The sequence below is a fragment of the Lentibacillus halophilus genome, from assembly GCF_039522485.1.
Taxonomy (GTDB): Bacteria; Bacillota; Bacilli; order Bacillales; family Amphibacillaceae; genus Lentibacillus; species Lentibacillus halophilus.
Genome location: NZ_BAAADM010000054.1, coordinates 210,848 through 230,428, shown reverse-complemented (window position 1 = coordinate 230,428; position 19,581 = coordinate 210,848). Strand labels below are relative to the sequence as shown.

Annotated in this window: 20 protein-coding genes and 1 riboswitch; of the genes, 5 read left to right on the top strand and 15 right to left on the bottom strand. The window is 43.7% G+C overall.

Annotation, left to right across the window (positions count from 1 at the left end):
* Positions 1 to 2: 2 nt before the first annotated feature.
* The 5 genes from ABDZ72_RS10920 to ABDZ72_RS10900 form a co-directional block, all read right to left on the bottom strand.
* The gene (locus tag ABDZ72_RS10920) at positions 3 to 215 is read right to left on the bottom strand and encodes a DUF4227 family protein (protein ID WP_343752992.1); all 213 of its coding nucleotides are present in this window, start codon (positions 213 to 215) and stop codon (positions 3 to 5) included.
* A gap of 189 nt (positions 216 to 404) precedes the next feature.
* Entirely contained in the window at positions 405 to 863 is a 459-nt protein-coding gene (fur, locus tag ABDZ72_RS10915; RefSeq protein ID WP_343752990.1) for a ferric iron uptake transcriptional regulator, read from the bottom strand.
* A 108-nt stretch (positions 864 to 971) separates the two neighbouring features.
* The gene (gene spoIIM, locus ABDZ72_RS10910; protein ID WP_343752988.1) at positions 972 to 1,616 is read right to left on the bottom strand and encodes a stage II sporulation protein M; all 645 of its coding nucleotides are present in this window, start codon (positions 1,614 to 1,616) and stop codon (positions 972 to 974) included.
* Between the two features lie 108 nt (positions 1,617 to 1,724).
* Positions 1,725 to 2,894 (bottom strand): endonuclease Q family protein, encoded by a 1,170-nt coding sequence (locus ABDZ72_RS10905; protein ID WP_343752986.1) that lies wholly within the window; start codon positions 2,892 to 2,894, stop codon positions 1,725 to 1,727.
* Positions 2,895 to 2,897: 3 nt separating this feature from the next.
* Positions 2,898 to 3,443, bottom strand: coding sequence for an NUDIX hydrolase (locus ABDZ72_RS10900; protein WP_343752984.1), 546 nt, complete (start codon positions 3,441 to 3,443; stop codon positions 2,898 to 2,900).
* A 113-nt stretch (positions 3,444 to 3,556) separates the two neighbouring features.
* On the opposite strand from ABDZ72_RS10900, the gene ABDZ72_RS10895 reads away from it, so the two are divergent.
* Positions 3,557 to 4,471, top strand: coding sequence for an aldo/keto reductase (locus ABDZ72_RS10895; RefSeq protein ID WP_343752982.1), 915 nt, complete (start codon positions 3,557 to 3,559; stop codon positions 4,469 to 4,471).
* A gap of 179 nt (positions 4,472 to 4,650) precedes the next feature.
* The gene (locus ABDZ72_RS10890) at positions 4,651 to 5,904 is read left to right on the top strand and encodes a DNA polymerase IV (RefSeq protein WP_343752980.1); all 1,254 of its coding nucleotides are present in this window, start codon (positions 4,651 to 4,653) and stop codon (positions 5,902 to 5,904) included.
* A gap of 490 nt (positions 5,905 to 6,394) precedes the next feature.
* Here ABDZ72_RS10890 and thiO read toward each other — a convergent pair whose 3' ends face one another.
* On the bottom strand, positions 6,395 to 7,516 hold the full coding sequence (gene thiO / locus ABDZ72_RS10885) for a glycine oxidase ThiO (protein WP_343752978.1): 1,122 nt from the start codon (positions 7,514 to 7,516) through the stop codon (positions 6,395 to 6,397).
* Positions 7,517 to 7,609: 93 nt separating this feature from the next.
* Positions 7,610 to 7,720: riboswitch (TPP riboswitch) on the bottom strand.
* A 152-nt stretch (positions 7,721 to 7,872) separates the two neighbouring features.
* On the opposite strand from thiO, the gene ABDZ72_RS10880 reads away from it, so the two are divergent.
* Together ABDZ72_RS10880 and rnz are read left to right on the top strand one after the other, a co-directional pair.
* Positions 7,873 to 8,604: a glycerophosphodiester phosphodiesterase gene (locus ABDZ72_RS10880; protein ID WP_343752976.1), complete on the top strand. Its 732-nt coding sequence runs from the start codon at positions 7,873 to 7,875 to the stop codon at positions 8,602 to 8,604.
* A gap of 126 nt (positions 8,605 to 8,730) precedes the next feature.
* Positions 8,731 to 9,675 (top strand): ribonuclease Z, encoded by a 945-nt coding sequence (gene rnz / locus ABDZ72_RS10875; protein WP_343752974.1) that lies wholly within the window; start codon positions 8,731 to 8,733, stop codon positions 9,673 to 9,675.
* Between the two features lie 81 nt (positions 9,676 to 9,756).
* On the opposite strand, the gene ABDZ72_RS10870 is transcribed toward rnz, so the two are convergent.
* The 3 genes from ABDZ72_RS10870 to mce all read right to left on the bottom strand — a co-directional run bounded on the left by ABDZ72_RS10870 (position 9,757) and on the right by mce (position 12,701).
* A complete protein-coding gene (locus ABDZ72_RS10870; RefSeq protein WP_343752972.1) occupies positions 9,757 to 11,001 on the bottom strand; it encodes a DNA polymerase IV in 1,245 nt (414 codons plus the stop codon).
* 75 nt (positions 11,002 to 11,076) lie between these two features.
* Complete coding sequence (locus tag ABDZ72_RS10865; protein ID WP_343752970.1) at positions 11,077 to 12,204, bottom strand: M20/M25/M40 family metallo-hydrolase; 1,128 nt, start codon at positions 12,202 to 12,204, stop codon at positions 11,077 to 11,079.
* A gap of 74 nt (positions 12,205 to 12,278) precedes the next feature.
* Entirely contained in the window at positions 12,279 to 12,701 is a 423-nt protein-coding gene (gene mce / locus ABDZ72_RS10860; protein WP_343752968.1) for a methylmalonyl-CoA epimerase, read from the bottom strand.
* A gap of 186 nt (positions 12,702 to 12,887) precedes the next feature.
* On the opposite strand from mce, the gene prli42 reads away from it, so the two are divergent.
* Positions 12,888 to 13,025, top strand: a complete 138-nt coding sequence (prli42, locus tag ABDZ72_RS10855; protein ID WP_343752966.1) for a stressosome-associated protein Prli42 — start codon at positions 12,888 to 12,890, stop codon at positions 13,023 to 13,025.
* A gap of 64 nt (positions 13,026 to 13,089) precedes the next feature.
* Here prli42 and ABDZ72_RS10850 read toward each other — a convergent pair whose 3' ends face one another.
* The 6 genes from ABDZ72_RS10850 to lpdA form a co-directional block, all read right to left on the bottom strand.
* Entirely contained in the window at positions 13,090 to 14,073 is a 984-nt protein-coding gene (locus ABDZ72_RS10850; RefSeq protein WP_343752964.1) for an aromatic acid exporter family protein, read from the bottom strand.
* Between the two features lie 166 nt (positions 14,074 to 14,239).
* The gene (locus ABDZ72_RS10845; RefSeq protein ID WP_343752962.1) at positions 14,240 to 14,671 is read right to left on the bottom strand and encodes a BrxA/BrxB family bacilliredoxin; all 432 of its coding nucleotides are present in this window, start codon (positions 14,669 to 14,671) and stop codon (positions 14,240 to 14,242) included.
* A 104-nt stretch (positions 14,672 to 14,775) separates the two neighbouring features.
* Positions 14,776 to 16,050 (bottom strand): dihydrolipoamide acetyltransferase family protein, encoded by a 1,275-nt coding sequence (locus ABDZ72_RS10840; RefSeq protein ID WP_343753724.1) that lies wholly within the window; start codon positions 16,048 to 16,050, stop codon positions 14,776 to 14,778.
* A 35-nt stretch (positions 16,051 to 16,085) separates the two neighbouring features.
* Entirely contained in the window at positions 16,086 to 17,069 is a 984-nt protein-coding gene (locus ABDZ72_RS10835) for an alpha-ketoacid dehydrogenase subunit beta (protein WP_343752960.1), read from the bottom strand.
* Between the two features lie 14 nt (positions 17,070 to 17,083).
* On the bottom strand, positions 17,084 to 18,076 hold the full coding sequence (locus ABDZ72_RS10830) for a thiamine pyrophosphate-dependent dehydrogenase E1 component subunit alpha (RefSeq protein WP_343752958.1): 993 nt from the start codon (positions 18,074 to 18,076) through the stop codon (positions 17,084 to 17,086).
* A 61-nt stretch (positions 18,077 to 18,137) separates the two neighbouring features.
* Positions 18,138 to 19,559 carry a dihydrolipoyl dehydrogenase gene (lpdA, locus tag ABDZ72_RS10825; RefSeq protein ID WP_343752956.1) on the bottom strand — a complete coding sequence of 474 codons (1,422 nt, stop codon included), beginning with the start codon at positions 19,557 to 19,559 and terminating at the stop codon, positions 18,138 to 18,140.
* Positions 19,560 to 19,581 lie beyond the last annotated feature (22 nt).

The window sequence follows — 19,581 nt, the reverse complement described above, 5'->3', positions numbered from 1 at the left end:
CATTACTCCCCCAACTGGAAAAATATGTTCAAACGGTCGATAACCGTCTCATCATCATCTATATTAAACACTTTTTCTGACGGACCTTCCGGCGGATCATACCGGTTATATTGCTTGTATTCAGCATGCATATACCTTAACCCTGCATAAAAAAGAACCGTGCAGATGATGAAAATAACAAATACTTTCAGCGTATCCCACAGCAACTGTTTCATAACGTCATCACCTCTTTTGGCTATCTATCATAAATCTATGCCAAAAATAGATGACAATATACATGCTTGGGGAAACGGATGAATAGATTTCCATTTTAAAAATAACTTATTCCACCCGAAAAGTAAACGAAAAACAAAAAGCCTTTCTTCTCACTCAGAAAAAAGGCGGTCTCTCGTATAATCCGATTGTCATTTGGTTGATTCAACGACTGATTCTTGACAGTGTTGGCAGACACCGTGAAACGTAAGACGATGATCTTTTACCTGAAAACACCAATCTTTCTCAACAATCTGTTCCACTTCCTCCAGCAAGTCTTCCTCAATTTCCTCAACCGATCCACATTCCACACAAACGAGGTGATGATGAAAATGTTCTGCTCCTTCTTTTCTTAAATCATAACGCGATACACTGTCACCAAAATTGACTTTATCAACGATTTTTAATTCCGATAACAGTTCCAGTGTCCGGTACACGGTAGCCAACCCTATCTCGGGAGATTTTTCCTTAACAAGCAGATAGACATCTTCAGCACTGAGATGATCTTCTTCACGTTCCAACAACACTCTGACCGTAGCTTCTCGTTGTGGTGTCAGTTTATAACTTTGAGCATGGAGTTGTTTTTTTATTTGTTCCAAGCGGTGTTCCATGGCAAGTCTCCTCCCTATAAATCCCCATATATATTATAGGCACGCACCTGATACGTGTCAAAATATAATTATTATAAATTGCTATCCATATCTGTTATTATATAATAATTATTGTTGTTTATAAAAGGACTTAATAATCATTTCCATGGCTTCGTTGGCAACATAAGCTTCCATCACCGCAGCTGCCAAAGAAAGGGCGATCAAGGATGCGAATGCCGTTACATACTTGCCGAGTGGGTGCAGAACAGGTTGTGACATTCTCCGGGAAAAGAGCTTGGCCAAAAGGGTCAGGGAAAATATCATAGACAGACTGCCTGCTGTGATATAGATAGGGATAATAATGATATTTTGCGGTGCAATGGACATGGATGCTAGAAACAGGCCTTTCATGTTCATTTGATTAACCATGAACCCGACCGAAAACCCAACAATCATTCCTTTAAGAAACAATAAAATCCACACAACCGGCAACCCAATAACCGATAAACCCAAAACAAACAGGATAAACAAATATTTTACATGATAAAAGAAACTGTCTTTCAATATCGCATTATTTGCAGCTTGTTCGTCAGCCGTTATCCCACCAAAAAATCGTTCCAAATAGAAAAACAGATCCTGCTTCTGAATAAAATTCATACTATTTACAATAATGGCACCAAAGATAATTCCTGTTAAAAACAGGATCGCCATAAAAATGTAAATGGTTGCATGGTCTTTTACATGGTCTATCAGCAGTGTCCGTTTATTATACATTTGGAATCCTCCATTACCCCTATTTTTCGGTGTCCTTTGATGAACATCCTCTATTGAAATCTATGAAGAATTCCATACAAACATACCAAATGATTTTTCAAAACGATATCAATGTGGTGACACACTGCCGTACTTCCCGCCACCACCAGCCTTTATAGTCAGTTTCCCTTCTCTCATATCCGTGATGGCTGATGCTAGTTTTTCCGACACAACCGTTCTCAGTTCATGAAAAGGAACGTGATGGATGACATTCATTTCCGTTTGAAACTGCTGCAACAGTTTTGCGAACGTCTTGGGACCAAGCGATGGTAAATATTCCAAAGGCACTTGATATAAATACGGCGGACGGTCCGGCTTTTCGAAATCTGTATCCTTCAATTGCTTAATACGATCGAACACACCTTTCACTATTTTTTTCGATCCGCAGTTATGACATATTGAAGCATTGGCAGCAAGCGGCTCCAAACATTGGCTGCACACAGTTGTATAATATTTCCCGAGATGGGGATTCATCCCGAAATTGCGTTTCACCTGCCGACCATCCACATGGTGAAGCGCTCGGGAAAACTCCTTGAACGATGCTTCGGCCATTATTACCTCCTGATATTCTCTGGCTATTTTGGGAAGAGAATGAGCATCAGAGTTGGATAGAAAGGTAAAATGGTGCAGTTCTGCTATTTGATCGGCCATGGCTGTATCTGAACTCAGACCCAATTCAATCGCGTCCAGCAAATCGGGGTCGAATACTTCTGTCAATGATCGTTCGACACCTTTTCCATACATACTTTTAAATGGGGTGAAAACATGGGCAGGGATAAACAAACCCGCAAGTTCCTTTACTTTATATTGCAAATCTTTAGCAGAACCGTAATAGCGCTGGGAACTCAACGTTATATTCGTCATTTTCGTCGTCAGCCACTCAGAAAATTCCTCCACTACATCCAATGTTGGAAAAAAGCAAAGAATATGGATGGGGCCCTGGCAATAGTCATCATAAATTTCGATCTCCGAACCTAGCAGTAAGGTTGCATTTTCAAAACGGATTCCTCCGTCATCCAACTCATAGGCATGCTCTGCTTTGATCAGTTCTTTCATCTCTTGCTGCACGGCCGGCACATGGCTGTCGATCACACCAACAAGATGAATGCCTTTATTCCGACTAGCCTCTTTTAAAACATTGGTCAGCGTTAATGTCTCGGCTGCGGTTATTTTCACCGGATGATTGTATCTGTCGCGTCCAATATGAATATGCATATCGGCAAAAAACGATGGCAGCATTCACTACATCTCCTTCATGCGTTCCAAGTATAGAATGGCGTAATTGGTTTTTGCATCATGAATCCGCTGTTCGTTCACATATTGTTTTGCTTCATCAAGCGTCAGTTCCACCCGTTCCACGAATTCATCCGCATCACCCGGCAAGGCGTCTTTAAGCGGTTCAATGTCTTTCGTTACATACAGGTGCATGATTTCATCAGCAAATCCAGGTGACGTATAAAACGACACGACAAAGTCAAGGGAACCCGCTTTGTACCCTGTTTCCTCTTCCAATTCGCGCCGTGCAGTCACTTGCGGATCTTCAGCATCTTCCAGTTTTCCGGCCGGAATTTCCACAAGGGCTTTCTCCAGTGGTTTCCGGTATTGCTTGACAAAAACAATTTTGTTATCTTTTGTTATCGGGATAATCCCCACTGCTCCGGGATGTTTGATGAGTTCACGCTTGGATATATTCTCGTCAGGCAATAGGACATCATCCACCTGCAGCTGAATTATGTTCCCGTCATAAATAGATTCCGTCCGAATCGTCTTTTCTTCCCATTCACTCATAAGCGTCACCCTTCTATGTCAACATGATTAACGTTTATTCTAACACCAATCATTGTACTTGTCCTCACTCCTCTTTTACAATGAAAATAACTATTGTAATGGAGGTCAGTCATATGAAAAAGAATCCAATTGGGCAATCGGACGTGTATGTTTCTGAACTAACTCTCGGCTGCATGTCGCTTGGAACCGATAGCAAACAAGCGCAAACTGTTATTGACCGCGCACTTGATGCCGGTATCAATCATTTAGATACAGCGGATCTGTACGGTTTCGGCCGGAATGAAGAAGTTGTCGGCCATGCGATAAAAAATAAACGTGATCAAATGGTTGTAACGTCAAAAGTGGGCAACAACTTCGACAGGGATAAACAAGACTGGTTTTGGGATCCTTCCAAAGAACATATCGAACAAGGATGCAAGGATAGTCTGCACCGTTTGGGCACAGATTATATCGATTTTTACATGCTCCATGGCGGAACGATTGATGACCCAATCGATGAAACCATAGAAGCATTTGAAAACCTGAAACAAGACGGTTTGATTCGGGCGTACGGCCTCTCTTCCATCCGGCCGAATGTCATACGCGAATACGTGCATCGTTCAGATATTGACGCGGTTATGATGCAATATAATCTTCTTGACCGCCGTCCCGAAGAAGAAATATTGGATCTCTTGCACGACAATCATATTAGTGTTTTAACGCGTGGACCTCTGGCAAAAGGCATGCTCAGTAATCACGCACACGAACAAATTGCTAAAAAAGGAAAAGACGGTTTTCTTGATTATTCGCATGCAGAATTGGAAACCATTCAGCAGAAACTGGAACAACTTGCAGGCGATGAGTCACTGAATGCTCTGGCATTAAACTATGTGCTGAAGCATCCCGCGGTTGCGAGTGCCGTGTTTGGCGCAAGTTCCAAGGAACAAGTCACAGAAAACACCCAATTTGACCACACCACACTGAACGATGAAACATACAAAACGATACAAAACCTGACCAAACCGATTCAGTATACGAATCATCGGTAGCCTTTTATAATCGGTTGTCGGATGAGAGACGTGGCATAAAAATTGTATGTGCCACGTTTATTATATAGAGGAATCCATTTCAGTAGTGTCCCCCAGTAATGGGACATATTTCCATTGATACCATGTTGCGAAAGGTATACAATAGGGAACAAATGTTCTTATTCTGGAGGTGAATATCTATGGAGAAAACTGGTTACCCGCGGAATAATGTCCTGTGCATTGATATGCGCTCCTTTTACGCCAGTATTGAGGCTGTTAAACGGGGGCTGGATCCCATGGTTGCCCAATTGGCTGTCGTTGGGGATGTGAACAGGCCGGGAAGTATCGTCCTGGCCGCTTCTCCGGCATTAAAGGAAAAACATGGAATAAGTAATGTCAGCCGTTTTTTTGAACTGCCCAACGACCCGAATATCGTTATTGCACCAGCACACATGGCCGACTATCTGGACGTGTCCATCGAAATCACCAAACTACTGAACCAATATGCCCCGAAAGAAGCGATTCACCCCTATTCCGTTGATGAAGTCTGGGTTACGGTGAACGGAATGGAGAAATTATTCGGTACCCGGTGGCAAATGGCCGCTTCCATTAAACAGGATATTTTGGAAAACTTCGGCATTACTTGTTCAATCGGAATAGGCGACAATAAATTTCTGGCCAAAGTGATGATGGACTTATACGCCAAAAAAGAAGGCATAGCGGAATGCACATATGACGATGTCAAAGAAAAACTGTGGCCGCATCCGGTCCAGGATATTTGGGGCATCGGCCGGCGAATGCAGCACAATATGAACCGAATGGGAATTATCACCCTTGGTCAGCTCGCTCGTTTCCCGTTCAAGCAATTAAGAAAACGGTTTGGCGTTATGGGAGAACAATTGTACTGGCATGCCTGGGGAATTGACTTAAGCCCTGTGCTTGGCCATTTCACGAAAACCGAGCAAAAAGGATTCGGTCACGGCATTTCTTTGTTGCGCGATTATTCCGGAGATGATGTCGCCGTCTGTATCCTCGACTTGTGCGAAGAAGTGTGTAGAAGAGCGCGAACAGCAAACAAAGCCGGCCGAACCATTCACCTTGGCATAACTTATTCCGAAACATCAGGAGGTGGATTCAGTCGGTCCAAATCCATTCCGCTGTCAACCAACAGTACAATGGACATGTATCATGTTTGCATGGAGTTGTTCAGTACATTTTATGATGGACTAAGCGATATCAGACATGTATATGTGACACTGAACAATCTGTACGATGATGATGGAAATGAACAATTGAGTTTATTTGACAACACGACCCAAAAAAAAGATATCGGTTATGTAATGGATGACATTCGAGCCGCATACGGGCCCACGGCCATTTTACGTGCTACAAGCTATACCAAAGCGGGCATTACCATCGATCGAAGCTCAAAGATAGGAGGACATCAAGCATGATTATGCACACTGTTGATAGTGAGGACCTTTACTGAATGACAGGTGAATGAATCCACTTTAAATTTTTACACTAGGAACATATGATCGTATATGTTATAATTATTTTTACAATAGACTGGCTTCACATGAGGGACTATGGCACACGTCTTCTCTTCTGGGATACTTCCCATGGAAGGGAGGTGTTGCCAATGGATATGAACGATGTATTAACGCTGATGATTTCCTTCGGCGTATTAATTGCGTTGATCATGTCCGATAAAAAATAACCCCTCATGTGCTTTAGCCCGGCCATGAGGGATTCATTCCCAATGGTGCCATCCCCTCTTGTTGGGGTTGGTCTATTGTACCGTTCCATGTCAGCACATGGAGCGGTTTTTAATATGATATGACTATCTGTAATCATTATACCACGAAAACAGTTTTTGTACACCCGATATCCATGCCCATTATGATATTAAGCATGTGCATAATCTCTTTTTAACTTTCCATGTCACGTCGTTATCGTCTCCAAAGGCTTACGGTCCACCGCAAACGCAGCATCGATTGGCTTATCTTCCAGCAAGTCTGCTACACGTATACCTGTAATCGGACTAAGCAGAATTCCGTTGCGGAAATGACCGGCCGCAATCGATAAGCCATTGACGTGAGGAGGTCTTCCAATATAAGGTAATCCATCTCCTGTTTGCGGACGAATGCCAGCCCATGCATTTTCCCATCTGGCCTCCTGTAAAGCTGGGACAATGTTTGTGGCGTTCTCTATCAGACCTGATACGCCCTGCAATTGAACAGATTGATCGAATTCATCTGGTTTTTGCGTGGCTCCGATAATAATCCTTCCGCCAGACTTTGGCACAATATAGCCATTTTCCAAAAAGATGCTGGATGATACAATTGGTTGATCATGCCGCACCGCAAAACACTCCCCTTTCACAGGGTGAACATCAAGTGATACGCCGGCTTTTCGAAGGATTTCATTGCTCCATGCTCCTCCCGCAACAACTACTTCTTTGGCATAAAACGAGTCAGACGATGTTTTTACGCCGATGATACGGTTATCTTCCTGTAAAAAATCGTCCACATTCATATGTTCCAGGATATCTGTCCCTAAAACAGCTGCCGATTGAGCAAACGCTTGAGATAATAGCGGTGCGGAAACTTGCCCGTCATTAGGTATATAAAAACCGCCCAAAGCCGCATCAGAAAGTTCCGGTTCTTTCATCCTTATTTTTTCCGCCGAAAGCCATTCCGCTTCTTGCCCCATCGATTGCTGCAATGCTGCAACCGATTCTAAATGGGCACGTTCATCGTCTGTTTGCGCTACCTTTAAAATGCCGCTCTGTTTGAGTTCGATATCTATACCGGAAAGGGATTGTAATTCTTCAGCCAATTCAGGAAACATAGCTCGGCTTTTTTGGGCCAGCTGAAAAAGCGGGTTGTCACCTTCTAGCTCCGACTGTGCACCTAACATACCTGCTGCCGCACTGGAAGCCTTCTCATTCAGTCCATCTTTTTCGATGATCAGAACGTGCTTATTTCGTTTACTCAGCTGATAGGCAATGGAATTTCCTATAATTCCCCCGCCAACGATAATCACATCATAATGTTGTTTCATTTTATCCCTCCTGCTGAATTCCCGGCAAAACGCAAAAAACCACTTCCCTCAATGGATCGGAAAATGGTTGGTGTGCTTTATTTTAAAATAAACCATCTCAGCCCACCACTTCCCTACGCCGGTGTTAACCGCGTCAAGTTCTAAGGGTCCCAAAGTTTATCACTTTGATCTCAGCCTTTTCAAAAGGCACCCCCAGTGGAAATGAAAAACGATTATAGTTTAACTTTAATTTATCAATAATATTGGCAAATGTCAATTAATAACCTTGATGTTAATTGGCGACTAAAATAGAATGTTATTATGGGTATGTTTTCATATTGACTTCTCATCTGAAATGCAACACAATCAAATAAGAGGTGAATGAATTGCCCACGACAATTTTTGCGCATAGGGGTGCCAGCAGCCTGGCCCCGGAAAATACCATGCCTTCCTTTAAACTGGCCTATGAATTGGGGGCTGAAGGTATTGAAACCGATGTACACCTTACCAGAGACAATGAAACCGTATTAATGCATGATGAGCACCTTAAGCGGACAACCAATGGTCACGGATACATTAAAAATTTCACTTATGAACAACTACAGAAGCTGGACGCCGGATCGTGGTTTTCATCCGACTATGCAGGTGTCTCTATTCTTACTTTGGGGACATTGTTGAATTGGGTTCGGAATAAATCATTATATTTAAACCTTGAACTGAAAAATAATAAAATCGATTATAAATATCTTGAACATCTCGTATATGAACAAGTGAAACAGTATCGGCTGACTAACCGGACAATATTATCAACATCGAATCCTCACAGTATCAAACGATTACGTTTACTCAGCGATTCACCCAATATAGGTTTCTTAAGATCCAAAAGGGCAAAAAATCTTGTCGGATACACTGAAAAATTAGGAGCCGGGTCTTTACATATCAACCATCGATTGCTTTCTCCACGGCTTCTAAGGCAAAGCGATGAGGCGAACATGCCCCTTCGTGTGTACACTGTCAATCGTCCCGACATTATGAGACGCTGTTTTCAATCAGGCTGTGACGCTATTATAACCGACGTGCCACACACCGCATTGGAGCAGCGGAAATGAACCGAAAATTAATGAGCATCGCAGGAGGATATCCCATGACCAGATTATTTAACATTGTCACCCTTCAAAATCGGAATGATATGTCATCAATGTATAAGTATTCCTATGAGCGAGGATGGCAATAATATGGAACTCATTTTTCTGGGGACCGGATCCGGTGTCCCATCCAAGGAACGCAATGTTTCCAGCATAGCTTTGAAATTATTGCAGGAGCAAAACAGTATTTGGCTGTTTGATTGCGGTGAAGCGACACAGCACCAAATTTTACGGACCAGTATCAAACCACGGAAAATCACAAAAATTTTTATTACCCATATGCATGGCGATCACATTTTTGGATTGCCCGGCTTATTAAGCAGCCGGTCTTTTCAGGGTGGTGATGAGCTTTTGACCATCTATGGCCCAAAAGGTATCAAACCTTTTATTGAAACAGCACTTGCTGTAAGCGGCACTCATTTAACCTATCCGCTTGAGATTGTAGAGATCAACGAAGGCTGTGTGTATGATAATGCGAATTTTACGGTGACAGCACAAAAATTGGATCATGGCGTAGAAAGTTATGGTTACCGCATTAAAGAAAAGGATAAACCAGGCAAGCTGCTCGTTGAAAAACTCGATAAAATGGGCATTAAGCCAGGACCAGTCTATCAGCAGATAAAAGAGAACGAGTTTGTAACGTTGGGAAATGGGCGAGTGATCCGGCGTGATCATTTCCTCGGGCCGGACAAAAAAGGGCGCATCGTAACGATCATGGGCGACACACGTTTTTCAGAGGCTTACCGGTCGTTGGCAGCACATTCGGACGTACTTATTCATGAAGCTACATTTGATAAACACAAGGCTGATTTGGCACACGCTTATTTTCATTCGACCACAACCCAAGCGGCACAGCTCGCCCGGCTAAGCAATGTAAACAAACTTGTCCTGACGCATATATCGTCGAGATACCAGAGCAACTCCGATGCAGAGATGCTTCTCAAGCAGGCCCGGACCATTTTCCCGCAAACGGAACTGGCGGACGATTTTTATCATATTACCATTGAATCTGCTAATGGAAGGTACCACCGCTGATGATTCATGGGAGAGGCTCGTCATATTATTGATGATTCAGAGAAAAATAGGTTTTAGAAAGATCCACAAACAACTGAGCTATCATTTCTTATAGTCATCAAGAAAATCCTTCTGAAAACTGGTGCGCAGCTCGTGAGACGTTTCATCCTGCATTTGTTTAAATGTATCTTTTCCATATTTTCGGGTCAGTCGGTCTATGGTGATCTGAAGTTTTTCTTTTTCCATTTCTTTCTCATATGTGAATAAGTCCAGTTGCCTCGCGATGTTTTGCTTTTCATCCGTTTCCTGAACCGTGATCCCCAATAACCGGATTGGTTCCCGGTTCCAATGCTTTTGAAACAGTTCCTCAGCTGTATCCATAATGGTTTCTTTTTTTTCGATATAATCGTTCAGTTTTTTGCTTCTGGTAACAGTTGTCCGATCATGGTATCGGATCATAATCTGGATGCTTCTTCCTGCTGCCTGCTTTCGTTTCATTCGTCGTTCCACGTTTTCAGCAATCTTTCCTATAAGTTGGCTGATTTCGGTTTCATCATCCGTATCAGCAGGTAATGTCTGTGAACTGCCGATGCTTTTAAATTCATGCACTGCATCCGGATCAACCGAACGCTCATCCAAACCATTTGCTCTGTTCTTCAGTCGCTCGCCGTTAATTCCGAATAGCTGTTTGAGTTGATACCCATCACTTTGTGCAAGATCGCCGATGGTGCTAACATTTATGGTGCGCATTTTAGACGCCGTTTTTTCGCCAACCCCATACATGTCTTCGATGGGCATCGGCCAAAGTTTTTCCTGAATGTCCCGCTTCCGTAAAATCGTTATCCCCATCGGTTTTTTCATATCAGACGCCATCTTTGCTAAAAACTTATTAGGGGCGATCCCGATACTGCAAGGTACATCCAGTTCATTTTTGATTGCTTGCTGCAGATTTTGGGCAATTTCAATGGGACTTCTGTACTGCTCTGTCCCGGTCACATCCATATACCCTTCATCAATGGACACCGGTTGTATATACGGAGTGATGTCTTCTAACATTTGGAACATTTTTTTGGAAACGGACCGATATCGGTCAAAATCGGGGCGACGAACGATCAGCTCCGGACATAGTCTTTGTGCCTTCCATAACGGCATGGTTGTCTTGACACCTCTCGCTCTTGCCTCGTAGCTGCTTGTAACAACAACTCCTTTTCGTTCTTCAGGATTACCGGCAATCGCCAACGGTTTTCCTTTCAGTTGTGGATTGTAAGCCATCTCAACTGAGGCATAGAATGAATTCATATCAACATGGAATATAATCCTGGCTTTTTTTAAACTCTGTTGTGCCATTAAGCGACATTCCTTCACATAAATTTTCTTCCAGTAAACCATAGCTAAAACAGACGTTATGTTCCTTTTTAACCGTTATCTATCTGCTGAAACTGATATAATAGCAATGATAAGCTCGGTTATCTTCACTAATTCTTCAACGGGAATCCGCTCATTCGTTGTATGAATCTCTTCATATCCAACAGCCAAATTAACAGTGGGAATACCCAATCCGGAGATAACATTCGCATCACTTCCGCCTCCACTTGCCTGCAGGTTGCTTTCACGGCCTATGAAAGATGCGGCCTGTTTGGCAACCTCAACCACTTTATCACCGTCTCCCTGTTTGAAGCCGGAATACACAATGTCTACATCTACATCTGCGTGGCCGCCATACGTTGAAGCCGCATAATCAAATGCTTCTTTCATATGGGTTACTTGCTTTTCCATTTTCACTGGATCAAGCGACCTTGCCTCAGCCAGTATGTCAACATGATCAGCAACAATATTGGTCTGTTTACCACCTTCAAACCATCCTATATTGGCTGTTGTTTCGTCATCAATACGACCGAGTGGCATTTTGGCAATGGCTTTCGCCGCGAGTGTAATGGCGGAGATGCCTTTTTCCGGAGCCAACCCGGCATGTGCTGATTTACCTTTCATAACCGCATGCAGTTTGGCTTGTGTGGGAGCCGCTGCAACAATGTCACCAACCGAGCCGTTGCTATCAATAGCATAGCCGTATTCAGCATGGAGAAGTGAGGAATCGAGCGATTTGGCTCCGACCATGCCTGATTCTTCACCGACAGTGATAATAAATTGGATATCACCGTGTGACATATCGTGTTCGTTTAACGTGCGAATGGATTCCAATATGGCAGCCAGACCGGCTTTATCATCCGCACCAAGGATGGTTGTACCATCTGAGACGATATAGCCATCCTCTATGGAAGGTGCCACTCCCTTCCCGGGCACAACTGTATCCATATGAGAGGTGAAGTAAATCGGATCAGCTCCGTCCTTATTGCGGTGCAGCGTGCATATTAAATTGCCGGCGCCATGTCCGGTTTCCCATTTGCTATTATCCTCGGTCACATCAAGACCAAGTTCCGTGAATTGGTTGGTTAATGTGTAGGCTATGTCACTTTCATATCCTGTTTCTGAATCAATTTGGACAAGGTCAAAAAACGTTTTTAGTAATCGTTCTCTGTTGATCGTCACCATCGTTCGTTCCTCCTCTGATCATTCATCACCTATCAAATAGTGATCCGACTATTCATTAATTTCAACTATTCCCATCAGTCATCGTTCCTTACAGGGGATTCACACAGTTCAAACAAAATACCATTGGCCGCTTTTGGATGAATGAAAGCAATACGTGCATTGTGTGCTCCCTGTTTCGGTTCTTCATTAATCAGCGGAAGTCCTTTGTCTTTTATGTGCTGCAGCCTGTCATCAATAACGTCTGTTTCAATAGCCACATGATGAACCCCTTCACCTCTTTGATCAAGAAATGTTTGAACGGGCGAAAGTTCGCTTGATGGTTCTAATAATTCGATTCTTGATTCCCCAATGGTCAAAAAGGCCGTTTTTACCATTTCTGTATCGATTGTTTCGACACGCTCCAATTCCAAACCCAACGTTTCCGTATAAAAAGGCAATACGTAATCCATATCATGTACTGCAATCCCAATATGTGCGATTTTTTTTGGTGCTTTCATGACCATCAGGCTCCAGTCGAGTATTTTCCATCATGTCACCAAGATTGCCCGGTTTTAATGATAATCAGAAGGTGCATTTCAATATACATCTCTTCAATGATACGGAAATAATAATAAGCCGGTACTTGCCTTGTATACCGTTTAACGATAAAATACACGTATGAATACGAGTAAGGAGGGATTCCAATGGCTCAAAAACCAGCAACCAGGCAAGCCCCCCGCAAAAAATCAAAGCGTGAACGCAGAATGAAAGTCATCATCTATCTTATGATTGTGGCAATGATATTATCCACCGTGACAATGGGGTTGGCCACGTTTATATAAGCGAAAAGAATGATGCTGATCTCCTTCGCAATCTCAATTATTGTTAAAAAGACTGGCGATAAAACTATCGCGGTCTTTTTTTTATTGATTTTCCAACAGGCACATCACTTTCTTTAAATTTTTTCTTCAACACTAAATAATCTTCCATCTCATGCAGCAATCGAAACAAATTGGCTCGTGTTATAAATACGTCATGCGTCTCCGGCAAGTCCTCCTGATCAAAACTTTCACGAAGCCTGTCCAGCTCATCCAAAAAAAGGACGGCTGTATTACCCGGGTGCACCGCATCAGAAAGTTTTTCAAAAAATGCCGCAATCTCTATGGAAATAGCATCGGTTTCCGGAAGCTTTGTCACTAACGGGAGCATTTTTTGCAATAATTCAAACTGTTTTCTGCGCATGACAAAATAGTCATAATATGGATGCTCTGTTCGCAGCAAATGATTTTCTTTGTCCAGCGACACCAAACTCATGGCTTCCTGCAAGAGTTCTTCACTTCTGTTCAGTTCCTTTCCGTCCCAGTTCTCGTTTTTATCACGTATGTATAATGCAAACTCACGCAATATCGTCTGAAAATTGTTTTCAAGTTCAATCTGTTTCCGCCTGAGCGGTTTATCCAGACTGGGCATATACAAATTGATCAAAAGACCTGTGCCAATCCCGACCACAATTAATAACAACTGATCAATCAGAAATGAGCTGGTAACACCTCCTGATCCATACATATTCAGAATAATAACAGAACTTGTTGTTATGCCCGGGGTAACTTTTAACCAAACCGTTACAGGTATAAAAAAAAGCATCATAATACCGATAACAACCGGATTATAGCTTATCAGTTCAAAAAAAATCACCGCAAACAATGAAGCGACCACACAGGCTAGAAAACGATGCCATGCACTCAATACGGAACGTTTACGGGATGGCTGAATACATAAAATGGTTAAAATCCCTGCAGATACGAAATTGGATATGCCCAAAAGCTGTGCAGCTAAAACGGAAATCGGAATGCCTATTGCTGTTTTAATCGTCCTGTAACCGATACGCACCATTATATCCCCTTATATTTAATTAGCTGGAAAAAACATTTGACTCATTCAGGCTCACATTAGCCATGACATGAGCGATGTGATATATCATATGATCAAAATAAGACTGACCCGTTCAAATGGAGCCAGCCTCAATTCGGTACCGGTTAGTTATGCACCGGTTGTTTTAAATTTCTTCACAATGGTCATCAAACACTCGTTGAAGCTTACCGACTACATCCACAGCACTGAAACCTTCTATCTCAGACCGCTCCAGCATCGTGACAATATTTCCGTCTTTCAAAAAGGCAAAGGACGGAGATGATGGTGGGTAATCGCCGAAGTATTCCCGTGCCTTGTCCGTCGCTTCTTTGTCCTGTCCTGCAAATACGGTGACGAGGTGATCCGGACGCTTATCATAATGGATGGCATTCGCAGCTGCCGGTCGTGCTACACCACCTGCACAGCCGCATGTCGAATTAACCATAACCAGGGTTGATCCGTCACGATTCATAGCTTCGTCGACCGCCTCAGGTGTTGTCAACTCTTCATAGCCTGCCTCTTTAACATCGCTCCGTGCAGCATCCACAACGTCCTTCATGAACAGGTCAAAATCCATATAATAGACACTCCTTGTAAGCGTTAATTTTATGTGTGACTAGCTTCAGCATATCAACTTTAGCCAGATTTATCAATCCGAACAACTTCCTCCTGATGCACCCATCAATAAACACTCGTTGTATCTTTATTGATATTTTCCAGTATTTCTTTAACACGTGCAAGGAATTGTCCAACGATCAGTCCGTCCAACACCCGATGATCAAGGGATAGACAAAGATTAACCATATCACGTGCAGCAAACATATCATTGACAATGACCGGTCGCTTAACAATGGATTCAACCTGTAGAATCGCCGCCTGAGGGTAATTGATAACGCCCATCGACTGTACAGATCCGAAAGAGCCTGAGTTGTTAACGGTGAACGTGCCACCCTGCATATCATCGGCGGTCAATGAATCGGAGCGTGCTTTTGCCGCAAGATCATGAATAGATTTAGCGATTCCTTTAATGTTTTTTTCATCAGCATGTTTGATAACCGGAACATATAGTTCCTGCCCCTTTGCCACAGCAATGGATATATTAACATCTTTGTGCTGAATAATTTTGTCTCCCGCCCATGTACTGTTCAATTGTGGAAATTCTTTTAAAGCTTGTGCAATAGCTTTAATGAAAAAGGTGAAAAATGTAAGATTGAACCCTTCCTCTTTTTTAAATGCATCTTTCATCTGATTACGATAGGTCACCAGATCCGTGACATCCACTTCCACAGCCATCCATGCATGCGGAATTTCCTGTGTTGAACGGACCATGTTTTGAGCAATGGCTTTTCTTACATTGGATACAGGAATTTCGACGTCGCCGGCACTGGTTGTCTGCTGTGATGACGTTTCCTGCAACATTGGTGATGCATCCTGCTTGTTGGTATCCGGTGCAACTGTGCTTTTCGCCGACTCGGCCGACGGTGATTTGGTCCCGGCAGCAACCAATCGCTCCATATCTTTTCTTGTGATCCGTCCACCACGGCCTGTTCCCTCAACCTGATCAAGATCAATATGGTTATCCTGTGCCAGTTTTAACACAGCGGGGGAGTATCGTTTTTTCATGGATGTCGTTTCATCGGTCATTTCCTTTGCGGATCGTTGGTCGTCTGCATAGCCAACGCTTGCTTCGGAAAGTTTATCCGATCCGTTTTCAGCTTCCGACTCAATATAACAAATAAGGTCACCAACCTGAACAGTGTCCCCTTCCTGCGCAACAAGCTCATGGATAACGCCTGAGAATAATGATGGGACTTCCGCATTCACTTTATCCGTCATGACTTCGGCAATCGGGTCATATTTTTGAACATGATCACCCGCCCCAACCAACCAGGAGCTTATGGTACCTTCTGTCACACTTTCACCGAGTTGCGGCATATTGATTTTTTCTGTCGCCACCATTATAACCCTCCTTCCGACACATTAACTGTCATTTAAAACTCCGCCAAATCGCGGATCGCTGTTTCAATTTTATCCGGATTCATCATAAAGTAGTCCTCCATTGGCGCCGAAAATGGCATGGCGGGAGTATCCGGTCCAGCAAGTCGCTGTACGGGAGCATCCAGTTCAAACAAGCAATTCTCAGCAATGATTGCCGCCATTTCCCCCGTGATGCTTCCTTCTTTGTTGTCTTCCGTAACCAACAGGACCTTGCCTGTTTTCTGCGCTGCCTCGATGATCGATTTCTGATCCATTGGATAGACTGTCCTAAGATCGAGAACATGCGTACTTATCGCTTCTTCTTCCAACTTTTCCGCGGCCTGCAACGTATAATGAACAGCCAGACCGTATGTGATGATGGTAACGTCTGATCCCTCCCGTTTCACATCCGCTTCTCCAATAGGTAGAACATAATCACCTTCCGGAACGTCTGCCTTTAATAAGCGGTAAGCACGTTTATGCTCCAAATATAGAACCGGATCATTGTCACGTATGGCTGCTTTTAATAAGCCTTTGGCATCATATGGCGTCGATGGCATGACTATTTTTAGTCCTGGCTGATTGGCAAACACGGCTTCAATGGATTGTGAATGGTATAAGGCACCATGAACACCCCCGCCATAAGGCGCTCTAATAGTCACGGGTGCATTCCAGTCATTGTTGGAGCGATAACGGATTTTTGCTGCCTCGGATATAATCTGATTCACGGCCGGAAAAATAAAATCCGCAAACTGCATTTCCCCGACAGGACGTTTGCCGTACATAGCTGCACCGATACCGACACCGGCAATAGCAGATTCAGCAAGTGGGGTATCGAGTACGCGGTATTCGCCGAATTCGTCATAAAGCCCCTTCGTGGTACCAAAAACACCGCCTTTTATACCCACATCTTCCCCAAGAATAAAAACGTCCTCATCACGCAGCATCTCTTCTCTTAATGCGGCTGTAATGGCTTGAATGTATGATTGGACTGGCATTGATGGTTCCTCCCTTATTCCTCATATACATGCCCGAGAGTAGCTTCCGGCTCGGGATAAGGTGCATTTTCGGCATAATCCGTAGCTTCATTGATGATGTTATCAATGTCTGCTATCAGCTCATTTTCTTTTGTCTCTGTCATGACACCTGTTTCTCTCAAATATTCGGCAAATGTATTTATCCCATCATTTTTTTTCGCTTCTTCCACTTCCTTGCTTTCACGGTACTGACGATCATCATCGTCGCTGGAATGAGCAGTCAATCGATCGGCTACTGCTTCTATAAGGGAAGGCCCTTCGCCATTGGCCGCACGCTGTCTTGCTTTTTTCACCTCATCATAAACAGCCAATGGATCATTGCCATCAACCGTAACACCCGGCATACCGTAACTCTCCCCCCGAACGGAGACATTTTCACTAGCAATCTGCTTATCCAAAGGTACGGAGATAGCGTACTTGTTGTTTTCAACCAATGTAATGACCGGAAGCTTGTGAACCCCGGCAAAATTCAAGCCTTCATGAAAATCACCCTGATTAGCTGACCCTTCTCCCAATGTTACAAACGATGCGAAATCTTTATTATCCATTTTGGCAGCTAAAGCAATACCAACAGCATGTGGAATTTGCGTGGTTACCGGGGAGGACTGTGTGAGAATACGGTTCTTCTTCTGCCCGAAATGGCTCGGCATTTGACGGCCACCGGAATTGGGATCTTCCGCTTTTGCAAACGCTGAAAGCATCAATTCCTTTGCTGTCATACCAAACGCTAGAACGATTCCCAAGTCCCGGTAGTACGGGGATGTATAATCGTTTTCCCGATCCAATGCAAAGGATGCACCTATCTGTGTTGCTTCCTGCCCCTGACAAGAAACAACAAACGGTATTTTTCCGGCCCGGTTCAATAGCCACATCCGTTCATCAAGCTTCCGGGCCAATAGCATGTGCCTGTACATATCCAGTACTTGTTCATCAGACAGACCCAATGTTTCATGACGATTTTTTGCCATAGCGTGCTCCCTCCTTCAACGGTTTACCATGTAACTGTTCATCTTCCTATACGTCTAATCATTATCCATGTAGTTGCTTGCCATCAACGGCGAGTGCTGCTTCTCCGATCACTTCGGAAAGCGATGGGTGCGGGTGAATACTATGTGACACTTCCCATGGCGCTGCATCAAGCACTTGAGCCAAACCGGCCTCTGAAATCATATCGGTGACGTGCGGACCGATCATATGAATGCCGAGAAGGTCATCACTTGTCCGGTCGGCAATCACTTTGACGAAGCCTTCCGATTCGCCATATACCATTGCCTTGCCGATTGCTCTAAATGGGATTTTACCAATTTTAACATCAAAATTCCTGTCTGTTGCCTGTTTTTCTGTTAACCCGACACTAGCAGCCTCTGGATGGGAATAAATGCAGTTTGGAACATGATGATAATCCAGCGGGAGTGGGTTTTTGCCTGCCATATGTTCCACAGCCACTATGCCTTCGCGGGAAGCCACGTGAGCAAGCTGCATACCACCTATGGCATCACCAATAGCATATATATGCGGTTCTTCTGTCTGATAAAAATCATTTGTCTGGATAGAACCGCTGAGGGCAGCAATACGTGTATTGGACAGCCCAATATGGTCGGTGTTGGCAGCACGTCCAACACAAACAAGCATTTTATCGGCTATAAACGTTTCTTTACCATCACTTGTATCTGCGTCCAAGGATACTCCTTTGTCTTTTTGCAATGTTTCAGAGAGTACTTGGGCCTCTTTAACAACACGGACGCCTTTTTTACTCAGTTGTTTCTCCATCTCTTCGGCTATCTCTTTATCTTCTGTCGGTAATATTTGTCCCAAATACTCCAAAATCGTAACATCCACACCGAAATCCGTCAGCATGGATGCCCATTCAATACCTATAACCCCTCCGCCCACAATCAGCATGGACTCAGGGAGTGATTCCATATGTAAAGCTTCGTCGGAGCTCAAAACATAATCCCCATCAATAGTCAGACCTGAAAGGGAATTTGGATAGGATCCACTGGCGATCAAGACATGTTCGGGTACCATCACAGTGTTTTCATCCCCATTTTCATATTCAACGGAAATCGTTCCTGCAACGGGGGAGAAAATACTTGGACCAAGAATCCGTCCGAATCCGTTAAAAACGTCAATATGGCCTTTTTTCATTAGTCCTTTAACACCTTGATGAAGAGTCTGCACAATACGATTTTTACGTTCCTGCACATGAGCAAATTGCAGTGTCGGTGCTCCTGTGTCAATACCATATGCGCTCGCCTCTTTCGTCTGTCTAAACACTTCGGCGCTCCGGAGCAAAGCCTTGGACGGAATACAGCCCCGGTGTAGACATGTCCCACCAAGTTCCTTTTTTTCGACAACAGCAACTTTCATACCAAGCTGTGATGCCCGGATTGCTGCTGTATATCCGCCTGTACCCCCGCCAAGGACAACTAAATCATAATCTTTTGTCATGCCATGAATACTCCTCTCGATC

What these genes read in the sequence shown, in the direction of transcription:
- ABDZ72_RS10920 (WP_343752992.1), bottom strand. Translation starts at nt 215, where the DNA reads ATGAAACAGTTGCTGTGGGATACGCTGAAAGTATTTGTTATTTTCATC.
- fur (WP_343752990.1), bottom strand. Translation starts at nt 863, where the DNA reads ATGGAACACCGCTTGGAACAAATAAAAAAACAACTCCATGCTCAAAGT.
- spoIIM (WP_343752988.1), bottom strand. Translation starts at nt 1,616, where the DNA reads ATGTATAATAAACGGACACTGCTGATAGACCATGTAAAAGACCATGCA.
- ABDZ72_RS10905 (WP_343752986.1), bottom strand. Translation starts at nt 2,894, where the DNA reads ATGCTGCCATCGTTTTTTGCCGATATGCATATTCATATTGGACGCGAC.
- ABDZ72_RS10900 (WP_343752984.1), bottom strand. Translation starts at nt 3,443, where the DNA reads ATGAGTGAATGGGAAGAAAAGACGATTCGGACGGAATCTATTTATGAC.
- ABDZ72_RS10895 (WP_343752982.1), top strand. Translation starts at nt 3,557, where the DNA reads ATGAAAAAGAATCCAATTGGGCAATCGGACGTGTATGTTTCTGAACTA.
- ABDZ72_RS10890 (WP_343752980.1), top strand. Translation starts at nt 4,651, where the DNA reads ATGGAGAAAACTGGTTACCCGCGGAATAATGTCCTGTGCATTGATATG.
- thiO (WP_343752978.1), bottom strand. Translation starts at nt 7,516, where the DNA reads ATGAAACAACATTATGATGTGATTATCGTTGGCGGGGGAATTATAGGA.
- rnz (WP_343752974.1), top strand. Translation starts at nt 8,731, where the DNA reads ATGGAACTCATTTTTCTGGGGACCGGATCCGGTGTCCCATCCAAGGAA.
- ABDZ72_RS10870 (WP_343752972.1), bottom strand. Translation starts at nt 11,001, where the DNA reads ATGGCACAACAGAGTTTAAAAAAAGCCAGGATTATATTCCATGTTGAT.
- ABDZ72_RS10865 (WP_343752970.1), bottom strand. Translation starts at nt 12,204, where the DNA reads ATGGTGACGATCAACAGAGAACGATTACTAAAAACGTTTTTTGACCTT.
- mce (WP_343752968.1), bottom strand. Translation starts at nt 12,701, where the DNA reads ATGAAAGCACCAAAAAAAATCGCACATATTGGGATTGCAGTACATGAT.
- prli42 (WP_343752966.1), top strand. Translation starts at nt 12,888, where the DNA reads ATGGCTCAAAAACCAGCAACCAGGCAAGCCCCCCGCAAAAAATCAAAG.
- ABDZ72_RS10845 (WP_343752962.1), bottom strand. Translation starts at nt 14,671, where the DNA reads ATGGATTTTGACCTGTTCATGAAGGACGTTGTGGATGCTGCACGGAGC.
- ABDZ72_RS10835 (WP_343752960.1), bottom strand. Translation starts at nt 17,069, where the DNA reads ATGCCAGTCCAATCATACATTCAAGCCATTACAGCCGCATTAAGAGAA.
- ABDZ72_RS10830 (WP_343752958.1), bottom strand. Translation starts at nt 18,076, where the DNA reads ATGGCAAAAAATCGTCATGAAACATTGGGTCTGTCTGATGAACAAGTA.
- lpdA (WP_343752956.1), bottom strand. Translation starts at nt 19,559, where the DNA reads ATGACAAAAGATTATGATTTAGTTGTCCTTGGCGGGGGTACAGGCGGA.